The 12,297-nt window shown below is 38.7% G+C and carries 14 protein-coding genes and 1 pseudogene; 14 read left to right on the top strand and 1 reads right to left on the bottom strand.

The features are described 5' to 3' along the window. Window positions 1-6 precede the first annotated feature (6 nt). The 9 genes from WYK_RS10590 (at window position 7) to WYK_RS10550 (ending at window position 7,050) form a co-directional block, all read left to right on the top strand. Window positions 7-213, top strand: coding sequence for a hypothetical protein (locus WYK_RS10590; RefSeq protein WP_040374469.1), 207 nt, complete (start codon window positions 7-9; stop codon window positions 211-213). Then, window positions 213-578: a LysM peptidoglycan-binding domain-containing protein gene (locus WYK_RS10585; RefSeq protein WP_040374468.1), complete on the top strand. Its 366-nt coding sequence runs from the start codon at window positions 213-215 to the stop codon at window positions 576-578. The genes WYK_RS10590 and WYK_RS10585 overlap by 1 nt, the downstream gene beginning before the upstream one ends. Window positions 579-711: 133 nt before the next feature. Next, window positions 712-1,170 (top strand): DUF2663 family protein, encoded by a 459-nt coding sequence (locus WYK_RS10580; protein WP_040374467.1) that lies wholly within the window; start codon window positions 712-714, stop codon window positions 1,168-1,170. Window positions 1,171-1,243: 73 nt separating this feature from the next. Beyond that, window positions 1,244-1,879 carry a CBS domain-containing protein gene (locus WYK_RS10575; RefSeq protein WP_040374466.1) on the top strand — a complete coding sequence of 212 codons (636 nt, stop codon included), beginning with the start codon at window positions 1,244-1,246 and terminating at the stop codon, window positions 1,877-1,879. Between the two features lie 22 nt (window positions 1,880-1,901). After that, window positions 1,902-2,813, top strand: coding sequence for a metallophosphoesterase (locus tag WYK_RS10570; RefSeq protein ID WP_328286280.1), 912 nt, complete (start codon window positions 1,902-1,904; stop codon window positions 2,811-2,813). Between the two features lie 93 nt (window positions 2,814-2,906). After that, the gene (locus tag WYK_RS10565) at window positions 2,907-3,779 is read left to right on the top strand and encodes a MerR family transcriptional regulator (RefSeq protein ID WP_040374465.1); all 873 of its coding nucleotides are present in this window, start codon (window positions 2,907-2,909) and stop codon (window positions 3,777-3,779) included. 73 nt (window positions 3,780-3,852) lie between these two features. Beyond that, window positions 3,853-4,431, top strand: a complete 579-nt coding sequence (locus tag WYK_RS10560) for an adaptor protein MecA (protein WP_040374464.1) — start codon at window positions 3,853-3,855, stop codon at window positions 4,429-4,431. 245 nt (window positions 4,432-4,676) lie between these two features. Then, window positions 4,677-5,954 carry a Glu/Leu/Phe/Val family dehydrogenase gene (locus WYK_RS10555; RefSeq protein ID WP_040374463.1) on the top strand — a complete coding sequence of 426 codons (1,278 nt, stop codon included), beginning with the start codon at window positions 4,677-4,679 and terminating at the stop codon, window positions 5,952-5,954. 136 nt (window positions 5,955-6,090) lie between these two features. Continuing rightward, the gene (locus WYK_RS10550) at window positions 6,091-7,050 is read left to right on the top strand and encodes a YpdA family putative bacillithiol disulfide reductase (protein WP_040374462.1); all 960 of its coding nucleotides are present in this window, start codon (window positions 6,091-6,093) and stop codon (window positions 7,048-7,050) included. Window positions 7,051-7,117: 67 nt separating this feature from the next. Here the strand turns inward: WYK_RS10550 and WYK_RS10545 are convergent, their stop codons facing one another. Then, on the bottom strand, window positions 7,118-8,092 hold the full coding sequence (locus WYK_RS10545; protein WP_040374461.1) for an asparaginase: 975 nt from the start codon (window positions 8,090-8,092) through the stop codon (window positions 7,118-7,120). Between the two features lie 137 nt (window positions 8,093-8,229). On the opposite strand from WYK_RS10545, the gene prsW reads away from it, so the two are divergent. The 5 genes and pseudogenes from prsW to WYK_RS10520 all read left to right on the top strand — a co-directional run bounded on the left by prsW (window position 8,230) and on the right by WYK_RS10520 (window position 12,284). Beyond that, window positions 8,230-8,913, top strand: a complete 684-nt coding sequence (prsW, locus tag WYK_RS10540; RefSeq protein WP_040374460.1) for a glutamic-type intramembrane protease PrsW — start codon at window positions 8,230-8,232, stop codon at window positions 8,911-8,913. A gap of 120 nt (window positions 8,914-9,033) precedes the next feature. After that, a pseudogene (gene sleB, locus WYK_RS10535) lies at window positions 9,034-9,863 on the top strand (spore cortex-lytic enzyme). A gap of 14 nt (window positions 9,864-9,877) precedes the next feature. Continuing rightward, window positions 9,878-11,230, top strand: coding sequence for a germination protein YpeB (ypeB, locus tag WYK_RS10530; protein WP_040374459.1), 1,353 nt, complete (start codon window positions 9,878-9,880; stop codon window positions 11,228-11,230). A 137-nt stretch (window positions 11,231-11,367) separates the two neighbouring features. Continuing rightward, window positions 11,368-12,027, top strand: coding sequence for a flagellar brake protein (locus tag WYK_RS10525; protein WP_040374458.1), 660 nt, complete (start codon window positions 11,368-11,370; stop codon window positions 12,025-12,027). 68 nt (window positions 12,028-12,095) lie between these two features. Then, window positions 12,096-12,284, top strand: a complete 189-nt coding sequence (locus WYK_RS10520; RefSeq protein ID WP_040374457.1) for a YpfB family protein — start codon at window positions 12,096-12,098, stop codon at window positions 12,282-12,284. Window positions 12,285-12,297: the final 13 nt, after the last annotated feature.

Raw genomic sequence — 12,297 nt, 5'->3', positions numbered from 1 at the left:
GTACCTATGCCGAGAAAAAAAAGACACCAACGAGTTAAATTAGAGGCGGATCCCCCTTCTCCAGGCAGTCTGCCGAGTAGAAGCGAAGTTCAACGTCGAAAGAAAAAGAAAAAGAAAAAGAAAAAGAAAATACGTAAAAAGAAGTCTGTTTTCCCGTTAATAAAGATTCTTGCTGCTTTTTTATTTTCATGCCGCTTTTGGTTATTCTGTTAATGGACATTTTTGAGAAAAAAACGCTGCCATTAATAAAGGAAATCAGTAACGGTTATGAGACAGTAAGTATTGTTCCTCATGCAACAGCTCCCCTTAAGACTGAGGAACAAGAGATGCAGGAACAGACTACAGTTGCTTCGGATGCGGGTGAAGACCAAACTGCCGAAAAACAGAAAACAGTGGCAGACGAGACGGAAGGAATTAAACAAAGTTATCATGTTGTCGTTCCTGGAGATACCTTGTTTACAATTGCCATTACCTATTATCATTCCAGCGAGGGGATGGAGATCATCCGTGAATGGAATCAGCTTGACAGCGATGAAGTTCAGCTAGGACAGAAGTTAAAAGTCCCAGTAAAAGAATAAGGAAAACCTGTAAATGCGACCCCGCTATTTACGGGTTTTTTTTGTATAGAAGCATAAAGTCAAAGTGGACATACATAGGTATAGAAGTGAGAATCTTAGTCTTCCTTAAAACAAGTGAGCGGAGGGACATACGATGGAATCAGCCATTATTTTATTAGATGATTTGACAGATCAGACAACCAAACAGATGCTGCATAATGTTGTAATGAGAAAAAGAAAATTTGAGGCATTAGAGAAAAAATATTTACAATGGGTTTGGGCTGCATTAGCGGCCACGCTTATGCTTCTTTTTGATGTTTATTTTTATATTGCTGTTCCATATTCTTATTCATTTGCAAAAATGTTTACGGTTTTTGTGGAAGGATTCGGCCACTTTATTATGTTAGGTCTGGCATTGGGTGCAAATGGATATATGGTTTTAATGAAAAAGAAAATGGATAAAGCAGAAAAAGAATATCAGGGACTTCGAACTGAAATTATTAGTAAAAGCAATATCTTGTGGGAACAGGAAGAAAGTTGGAAAAGCCGTCACAAAGTGTTCGAAATGATGAAGAAAAAATTCGACATAAACCTTTACCATGAAAATAAGTAAGTAAGTAATAAAAATAAAGGTATTTTAGTAAAAGTATGGAATAGGTAGTTAATACACTTATGGGGTGATAGACATGTTTGCAAAAAGTATAATGATACCAAAATTTCATTGTCATGTTATTCAGCATGATGATACCATTCACACAGCATTAGAAAAGTTAAAAAAGCACGATGTGGACGGCCTTCCTGTTCTAAAAGGAAATAGTTATAAAGGAATCATCACCAGGTATCTTATTTATAAACACTATTTTGAATCAGAATCGTCGAGGGAAACATACATACATGAAACCATCGCCGCTGATATTGCTACACATCAAGAAAGTTTCTTAACAGGAAAAGAAATTTTTGAACGAACACTTATAGATTTGAAAGATTTCCCGATCTTGGCGGTGGTTGATGAAAAAGGCGAGTTTCTTGGGGCTGTGACGAGAAGCGATGTGGTCGAGCAATTTAAAAGTGCTTTCGGTATGCTGAGACCAGGGATTCGGATCGCGTTCACGACGGTCGAAACAGAAGGCCGAATTGCGCGGCTGTCTGAGATTGCTCATCAGTACCGTGAGCATATCATCTCCCTCGTTACGTTCGATGAAACGGACAAGCTTGTACGCCGTATTGTTATGAAAGTTGAAAAAAAATCAAACACTGAAAAATTTATTAAAAAGTTAGAAGATGCAGGGTTCGGTATTCTTGATATTCAAGAGGATGAATAAATGAGGCAAGGGGGCAGGCAGCATGCGGCCTCCTTGCTCTTTTTTTAGAGTGATATCTGCCTATACAATGTTGGCGATAAATGGTAGTATTTATCCAGATAAAAAGCAACAAGAGAAAGGTTGGCGCAAGATGGTAGTCTATAGTTTAGCAGCTGTACTGGGAGCAGCGGTAATCCTTGTTTTCATAATGTGGAGGCAGGCTTACCAAAATAGGGTATTACAACAAACGTTGTATTTCCCCGATTTCCCCGAATCCTTTGGTGAAATGAAAATATTTTTTATATCTGATATACATAGGAGAACCATTGCTGATCGAATCATTAACTTTACGATTGGAAAAGCAGATATCGTGATTATCGGTGGAGATCTTCGTGAAGGCGGGATATCTCTTAAACAAGTGGAAGAGAATATTAGTAAGCTAAAGAAGATTGGTCCCTTGTACTTTGTTTGGGGGAACAATGATTATGAAGGCGATTATCATGCATTAGATGCGATGCTGCTTGAGAAAGGCGTAAAAATACTAGATAATACAGCGGTTAGCTTTGAATCCAGCGAAGGAGATCGTCTTTCATTAATGGGTGTCGATGATATGAGTGATAACCGGGCTAAACTTACGATGGCTGTGGAGGATTCTGAACAAGTATTTCGGATATTGGTCAGTCATAACCCTGAAATACGCCACTATTTAAAAGAGGAACAATCGATTAAGCTGGTATTAGCTGGTCATACTCATGGAGGACAAATTAGAATTTTCGGGTATGGTCCATATAAAGCAGGAGGTATCGAAAAACAAGGTGATACACTGTTATTGACGAGTAATGGGTATGGAACAAGTGGTGTGCCGCTTAGGTTAGGTGCTAAGCCTGAAACCCATCTGCTGATCCTGAAAAAAGGGGATAGTCGACCTCCAAATCTTAAGGTACACACTCTTTAACGGTTTTTTACATACCCGAATTTTACAGACCACATTTAATGTCCTATACTTTAAGAAATCGACTATTCCTTTAAATGGAGGCATTAGGTACGCATGCATGAAGGTAAATATAATATTAAAGCAGCATCAACCATTCTAGGCATTCCGTCGGGTACGCTGCGCGCATGGGAGCGTCGGTATCAATTTATCGCTCCAGACAGAAATGAATCCGGGCATCGTCTATATTCAGATAAACAGATTCAAACCTTAAAAGGATTAATTGAAAAAACAAAGCAGGGCTTTACGATTAGTCAAGCAGTCGCCTTACTTGATCGTGAGAGAAGCACAGAAGCTGTAGAAGAAGAATCAATCATTACGGATAATCAGACAAAAGATTATTCTGAAAAACTGATTAAGGCTCTTTTGGCTTTTGAAGAGGATAAAGCACATAGTATAATCAATCAAGTATTCAGTATGTTTACAGTAGAAATAGCTGTTATTGAAATATTAGGCGCATCTCTTGTTAAAATTGGAGATATGTGGGAAAACGGTGAAATAAACACTGCACATGAACACTTTGCTTCTTCCATTTTACAGGCGCGAATTAGTTTTATTATGCACACCCAGCCTTCAAATCCCATGATGCCAAAAGCAGTAATGGTATGTGGTCCAGAAGAAAAACATGAATTAGGACTACTTATATTTACGCTTTACTTGAGGAGAAAAGGCTATGGGACCATCTATTTGGGACCGAGCATTGCTGAAAATGATCTAGAAACAGTCCTTGATGCTGTCAATCCGGGCTACCTATTTCTATCGTGTACAATGCCAGCGTGCTATACAAAAACAATGAAGATGTTACCTCTTATAAAACAGAAATATCCCCAGCTTAAAATAGGTCTGGGAGGAACAGGATTTGCTGGGTACGAAGAGGATTTATTCGTTGGAGACACGCCGACTGAGTGGAATAAGTGGTTAAATAGATAAAGATAAAATATGCACCCCGTGGGGCCGACTTCATAGTATGGATGAAGAAGGTTTTCCCGGGGGGCATTTTTTTATGAGGCTTGAGCGATTATCCAACAATAAAATTAAAATTTTTTTTACGTTTGATGATCTTTTCGACCGAGGAGTAACTAAAGAAGAGATTAGAGGCAATTCTATAAAGGTTCATAAGCTCTTTCAAGATATGGTGGAGGAAGCTTGTGAGGAGCTTGACTTTGATATGAGCGGGTCCATCGCCATTGAGATTATTTCACTTCAGGCTCAAGGTCTCGTCATCATTGTGACAAAGGATGAAGAAGATACACTGACAGACGAAGAGGACTATTTAAATCTAAAAGTCAAAATGGACGATTGTCCACATATACTTTTTTTCTTTCAGGACATCGAGGATGTAATACAGCTTTGCTATCGCTTACGCCTAAAGGAGATTTCTGTAAGTTCCCTATATTTATACGATGATCAATATTATTTACTACTGGAGGATATCCAAGAGAATTTTTTTGATGCGATAAGTTCTTTAGCTGCTGAGTATGGCCGTGCATCTACACTTACCTTGTATAGAATTAATGAATATGGAAAATGTTTGATTCCTAAAGAAGCTATCACTACCTTGACCGGATATTTTCGCAAATAGGACACGGGACTTTGAAAATTCAATAGATTACAGTTAGGGATTAAACCAGTTTAGAAGAGAGGGCTATCGGGAAGATATGAATAGGAGAATAAAAAACTCTTAATAATTGGTAACGTTTACAATTGTTTGGGGGAATTTGACTATTTCATTTTTTTATGGCTTTTCAGATAATCGGCAAAGGTGTATACTATGTCATGAAAGCTGGCCGATAGCCTATTAAATGATGATTTTTAGGAGGTACACAGATGGTAGCCGAAAAAGGTACTGACCATGACAGCCAACAGGAGAAAAATGATGTGCTGAAGTCGACTCAAACTGTAATACATAAAGCATTAGACAAACTTGGATATCCGGAGGAAGTCTATGAGCTCTTAAAAGAGCCTTTACGACTGTTAACTGTGAAAATTCCAGTTAGAATGGATGATGGTGCTGTAAGGATCTTCACAGGATACCGCGCTCAGCATAATGATGCAGTAGGTCCTACAAAGGGAGGAATCCGTTTTCATCCTAATGTAACAGAACGTGAAGTGAAAGCTCTTTCAATCTGGATGAGTCTAAAATGCGGCATTGTTGACTTACCATATGGCGGAGGGAAGGGTGGAATTGTCTGTGATCCTCGCAATATGTCATTCCGTGAATTAGAAAAGCTAAGCCGTGGGTATGTCCGTGCAATCAGCCAAATTGTTGGACCGACTAAAGATATCCCAGCACCTGATGTATTTACTAATTCACAAATTATGGCTTGGATGATGGACGAGTATAGTCGTCTTGATAGTTCGAATTCTCCTGGTTTCATTACGGGTAAACCTCTTGTACTCGGTGGATCCCATGGCAGGGAGTCAGCTACTGCAAAAGGTGTAACAATCTGTATTAATGAGGCAGCGAAGAAGAAGGGCATTAGTGTAAAAGGGGCACGTGTAGTTGTTCAAGGGTTTGGCAATGCAGGGAGTTTCTTAGCTAAATTCATGCATGACGCGGGTGCGGTCGTTGTAGGTATTTCCGATGCATACGGCGGTTTATATGATCCAAAGGGTCTTGATATCGATTATCTCCTTGATCGCCGCGACAGCTTTGGTACGGTAACGAAGCTGTTTAAAAATACGATAACGAACAAAGAATTATTAGAACTTGAATGTGATATTCTTGTTCCAGCTGCAATTGAGAACCAAATTACAGAAGAAAATGCTCATAATATCAAAGCGAAAATCGTTGTAGAAGCAGCAAATGGACCAACAACGATCGAGGCAACGCAAATCCTTACAGAACGTGGAATTTTGCTTGTTCCTGATGTACTAGCTTCTTCCGGTGGTGTGACCGTTTCTTATTTCGAATGGGTTCAAAATAATCAAGGGTATTATTGGAGTGAAGAAGAGGTTGAAGAAAAATTAGAAAAAATCCTCGTCAAGTCTTTTAATAATGTCTATGAGCTTGCCCATTCCCGCCGTGTAGATATGCGTCTCGCAGCGTATATGGTCGGTGTCAGGAAGATGGCTGAGGCCTCGCGGTTCCGCGGCTGGGTATAAACACTCAAGCCTTACTAGTTGAATAGGTGCAAAAAATCTCCTATCATTAAGTGATAGGAGATTTTTTTTAGACGGGAACCCATACTAACTATAACAGCATGAAAAATACGGGAAACCGTGATAGGGAGCGCATATTATGAAAAAAGAAAGTGTAATCGTTATTGGAGGAGGTCCTTGTGGACTCGCTGCAGCCATAGCTGTAAATGATATAGGCAGGCAAGCACTTGTTCTTGAAAAAGGGAATATTGTTGATGCGATTTATCATTATCCAACACACCAGACATTTTTTAGTACGAGTGAAAAATTAGAAATAGGTGATGTGGCTTTTATTACGGAAAACAGGAAACCTGTTCGCAGCCAAGCACTTGCTTATTACAGAGAAGTCGTAAAACGGAAGAATTTACGGGTTAACTCTTTTGAAGAAGTAAAAAGAGTGAAAAAACTTGGTGAAAATAATTTCCATGTCATTACATCAAAAGATGAATATCAAGCTGAAGCCATTGTGGTCGCTACCGGTTATTACGGTCAGCCGAATTACTTGAACATTCCAGGTGAAAACCTTGCGAAAGTGTCTCATTATTTTAAAGAGGGTCACCCTTTCTTTGATACTGATGTAGCTGTAATCGGCGGTAAGAATTCAAGTATTGACGCAGCGCTTGAACTAATCAAGTCCGGGGCGAGAGTAACGGTTCTTTACAGAGGATTAGAATATTCTCCAAGTATTAAGCCTTGGATCCTGCCAGAATTTGAATCATTGGTACGTAATGGGACCATTACCATGGAATTTGGAGCCTGTGTTGACAGCATAACGGAAGACAGCTTGAGTTACCATGTGGGTGATAAAACGAAGGAAATTAAAAATGATTATGTGTTTGCCATGATTGGCTATCATCCAGATTGCGGATTTTTATCGGAAATGGGTGTAGAGATTAATGGGGAAGATGGTGCGCCTGTGCATGATCCTGAAACAATGGAGACAAATGTGAAAGGGATTTATATTGCGGGTGTGATTGCAGCCGGCAACAATGCCAATTCCATTTTTATTGAAAATGGCCGTTTTCATGGGGGATTAATTGCTGACCATCTGTCAAAATAAAAATAGAAAGCGGCGTTCCGGAATGGATACGCCGCTTTTGTCATATGTATTTAAAGATATTTAAATCTTAGAAAGCGAATATTTCCTGGATTTTCTGATGATTCGTCGTGATATGTAAAGCGATTAATAATTTAATTCTAGCTTTTTGGCCATTCAAGCCGTTCGAGAAAATCACACCAATCTCTTTTAATTGCTTACCGCCGCCATCGTATCCATAGGTATCTTGAACAATCCCGTTAAAACAGCGAGAAACAATGACCACCGGTATATTAGCAGCTAAGAGAGCTTTGATACCTGGGATGGTTTGAGGAGGCATATTACCTTGCCCCAGCGCTTCAATAACTAAGCCGTCGATCTTCATCTCTTTTAAGCTGAAGAAGAGAGATGAATCCATTCCCGCATGAGCCTTAAGCAAGGTCACGCGCTTAGCTACTGTATCGAGGAGATACTTTTCTTCATATAGTGGATTGTGGTGAAAAATCACACTCCGTCTTGTTACAATACCGATCGGACCAAACTGCGGGCTTTGAAAGGTTGAAACATTACTTGTATGTGTTTTGGTCGCATTTCCCGCTGTATGTATTTCATCATTCAAAACGATTAAGACACCTTTTCCTGATGCCTCATTACATGTGGCTACTCTAATTGAGGAGATAAAATTATACAACCCGTCGGACCCAATTTCATTGCTAGAGCGCATGGCACCAGTAACCACAATAGGTATGGATGAAGCGACGGTCAGGTCTAAGAAATAGGCTGTTTCCTCTAACGTATCTGTACCATGAGTAATAACTACTCCCTCAATATGTGAATCCTTTATTCTGTCTTCAATGATTTGTTTTATGTGCAGCATTTCTTTTGCCGTAATATGTGGAGAAGGAAGATTAAAAGGTTCTTCAATTAAAAAATCAACATCATCGAAAAATCCATCCGCGTGTTTTTTTATCGGATTTTCGATGGACAGTCCAACAGCACCTGTCTCAGAATCTTCTTCCATTGAAATCGTTCCGCCTGTATGAATTACTAAGATGCGCTTTGTCATTGTACATTCCTCCTGCTATCTGGTTAACCGGAAAGGTATTTCACATTATTATTTGGTAAAATAAGGTGATATTGGCGTTTTTCTTTTTCATGTTTCCATGATACGATTAAATAAAAAGAATGAAAAGGGGTCAGCCTATGCTGGTCATTTTGTCAGCTGGCACGGCTCCAGGTTTGGCCTTGCTTAGCTACTTTTATCTTAAAGATCACTATGAGAAAGAAACGTTTAAAACTGTATTAAAAACATTCCTTTATGGTGTGTGTCTAGTCCTGCCGATAATGTTCCTTCAATATATCTTTCAAGTAGAACAAGTCCTTAACGGTCCGTTTGCACAAGCATTCCTGCAGGCATCCTTGCTTGAAGAATTTGTGAAATGGTTTTTTCTACTGTATATCATCTATCCTCATGTTGATTTTGATGAACCCTATGATGGGATCATTTTTGGAGCGGGAATTTCTCTAGGTTTTGCTACGTTAGAAAATATTTTATATTTAGTGGCTAATGGAGTCGAACATGCCTTAACTAGAGCGATGCTGCCTGTATCAAGTCATGCTCTATTTGGTGTCATTATGGGGTATTATATCGGAAAAGCGAAGTTTTCTTATTCCCATAAGCGTGTATTCTTATTTTCGGCACTAATTGTGCCGGTGATTCTTCATGGTGTGTATGATTATATTCTTCTAACGTTAAAATTTTGGATCTATTGGATTTTACCATTTATGGGTTTTCTCTGGTGGCTGGCTTTAAAAAAGGCAAAAAAAGCCCGGGATTATTCTGTTGTTCATACAAGCAAACTATTTTCACGAAAAGAAACAGGATAATATTCTGTTTCTTTTTTTTGTGGAAGAAGCTAGCAGTGCTTAATTTCTGGGATAAAAATAGTGTTAAAGAAGAAAATAGGTGTAAATCCAATCTATTTAGAAAAAAGGGAGTGTTTTTTGATGAAAGGAATTTCGTCAAAATGGAAAGGGCTGCTTTCTGTATGTGTAGTATCAATCTGTTTGGTTACCGCTCCTGCACCGAAAGAGGCTTTCTCGAATCAGATTATCCAAAGAGGAGCAAAGGGGGATGATGTCATTGAACTGCAGGCAAGGCTGCAGAATATTGGTTATTACCATGGGAAAATAGACGGTGCTTATGGGTGGGGTACATATTGGGCACTTCGTAATTTTCAAGAAGCATTTGGTCTTCCCATTGATGGATTAGCAGGTGAATCAACCAAAAAGAAATTGACGAATGCATCCAACTTTAATAAAGCATTCGTCCATGAGCAGATTAATAAAGGCAATGAATTTACCTATTATTCAGGCGTTGATGTGGATAAACAAATTAAACAAAGTGAGACTCAATCGAAACCAAAAACAGAGAAAACAGAGAAAACAGAGACCACTAAATCTGCAAGTGTGCCCGGAGGATATTCGCAAAATGATATCCAGCTAATGGCCAATGCAGTATATGGTGAATCTAGAGGAGAACCTTATATAGGACAGGTAGCGGTGGCTGCGGTGATTTTAAATCGTGTGGAGAGTCCTTCTTTCCCGAATACCATTTCTGGAGTGATCTTTGAACCGCTGGCCTTTACAGCCGTTGCAGATGGTCAAATCTGGCTGACGCCGAATGAACAAGCTAAAAATGCGGTAATTGATGCGATGAATGGAATGGATCCAACTGGACAAGCGGAATATTATTTTAATCCGGATACAGCAACGAGTAAATGGATTTGGACAAGACCGCAAATAAAAAAATTGGGAAACATATTTTCTGTAAATAAGGAGGTGAACGATCTTGATTAGAAACATTGTGATTGTATGCTTATTAGTTGTTGTTGCTGGAACCTCTTTTTGGGGCTATCAAGAACATAAAGAAAAAAATGCGATTCTGATTAATGCTGAGAATACCTATCAGCGTGCGTTTCATGACCTATCTTACCATGTGGATCTCCTTCAAGATAAAATTGGGAATACATTGGCGATGAATTCAAAAAAATCGATTAGTCCGGCACTTACGGATGTATGGAGGATTACCTCTGATGCCCAGCATGACGTTGGTCAGCTGCCGCTTACGCTTCTTCCCTTTAATAAAACGGAGGAATTCTTATCGGAGATCGGAACATTCAGTTACCAAACAGCTGTTAGAGATTTGGATAAAGAACCGTTGAATGATGATGAATATGCCAAAATGGCCACGTTATATAACCAAGCTGGCGATATCCAAAAGGAACTGCGTAAGGTTCAATATCTTGTTATCAAAAATAACTTACGCTGGATGGATGTGGAAACGGCTCTCGCTTCACAAAAAGAAAATAGTGACAATACCATTATAGACGGTTTTAAGACGGTAGAGAAAAAGGTAACGGGTTATCCTGAAAACTCCCTTAATCCCAGCTTTTCAAGTACCAAATATGAAGATGAAAATTATCAAAAATTAAAAGGAAAGAAGATCACTAAAGAAGAAGCCATTCAGATTGCTAAACACTATTCTGGATTTTCAGCAGATCCGGCAATCAAAATCGAAAAAAATGGTAAAGGTGCGAATTACGGATTTTATAGTGTCAGTTTAGTCGATCAAGAGACCAAAGCAGAAGTAAATATGGATATTACCAAAAAAGGTGGTTTTCCGATTTGGTTGATTAATAATCGTGACATTAATGAGTCAAAACTTTCGTTAAACGATGCCAATTTAAAGGCACAGAAATTCTTGAAGGATCACGATTTTGAGCAATTTGAATTATACGAAAGCTCGGAGTATGATCATATCGGTCTTTTCAATTTTGTGTCAGTAGTAGATGGAGTCAGAATTTACCCTGATTCTGTAACACTTAAGGTAGCCCTTGATGACGGCGGCGTGATTGGTTTCTCAGCAGCTGACTATTTGAAAACGCATAATGTGAACAGAAAGATCAATAAGGCGCGTTTAAGCATGGAAGATGCAAAAGAGAAGATTAATCACAAAGTGACAATTATGGAAGAAAGAAAAGCGTTAATTATTAATGACTTAGGCAAAGAAACACTCTGCTACGAATATTTAGGGACAATCGACAATGATACGTATCGAATCTTTATTAACGCCGATAATGGGAACGAAGAAAAGGTAGAAAAATTAAAAAATCCAGAACCAGTTTATGAAAATATTCTCTAAAATGTATGGGAAAGGTACGGAATGTGCTTTTCCTTTTTCTGTTTTCATGCAATAATAATGGCAGGATTTAACTTCTTAAGTAGTGGGTACTTTATACTAGATTTGACAATAGAAATAACATCCAGGAAGTGAAGAGAATGATTAAAGTTGGAGAAACATTGATTCTGGAACCTAAATTTGCCCAACACGAAGAAAAATATAAATGTATGGTTGTGGAATATGATGAGGGCTGTGTGTTCGTTGATTATCCAGTGAATATCGAAACTGGTAAAATCTCATTCTTAATGGATGGTACACAATTAAAAGTGACGTATACTGACTCAGAAAATGCTGTTTATATTTTTGAGTCAGAAGTGCTGGGAAGGTTAAAAGCAAATATTCCTATGGTTCAATTGTCATGTCCGACAACGGATGGATTCCTTAAAATCCAGAGAAGACATTTCGTGAGGATAGGAACAGTGATGGATGCAGCGGTTCATCCGGAAAACCGTGAATTTACGCCATTTACAACACTAACAGAAGATATTAGTGCTGGCGGAGCTGCGTTAGTCGTTCCCAAAAATACTCAAATTGACTTAGCTTCTAAGGTTTATATATGGCTTGTGTTACCTTTTAAATCAGGTGAGATACACTACTTACGACTAAAAAGTGAAGTCATCCGGCTTTCTGAAGAAAAGGACGGGAGAATGATGCTGTCTGTTCAATTTGTAGATAACACGGAAAGTGATACACAAACCTTGTTTAGGTTTATTTTTGAAAAGCAGCTGGAGAGAAAGAAAAAGGAATTAGCACAGTAAGATAAAAAAGATGAATGAATTAGTCGATATTTTTCCATACTTGTACTATGAACGTGTGGAGGGATTCGATGAAATCAATTGAGCGGCTGCTTATAAAGCTCATTATCATTCAATTTATTTGCTTACTGGCCTTTCAAGCCTTTTTACATCAGGAAGGATCTCTGTTAGAATCTAAAAAGTTAATTCGCTATGAGGGCGTTACGAGCACGAACCATGAAAAGGTGGTTGAGACGTTTAACCGCTTGAACGATGAATGAAAGTGGGATTCCC

Origin of the sequence: Peribacillus psychrosaccharolyticus ATCC 23296 (assembly GCF_000305495.1) — a bacterium.
Lineage (GTDB): Bacteria > Bacillota > Bacilli > Bacillales > DSM-1321 > Peribacillus > Peribacillus psychrosaccharolyticus.
Note: the sequence above shows the minus strand (reverse complement) of the source record. Positions and strands in the feature narration are given on the sequence as shown.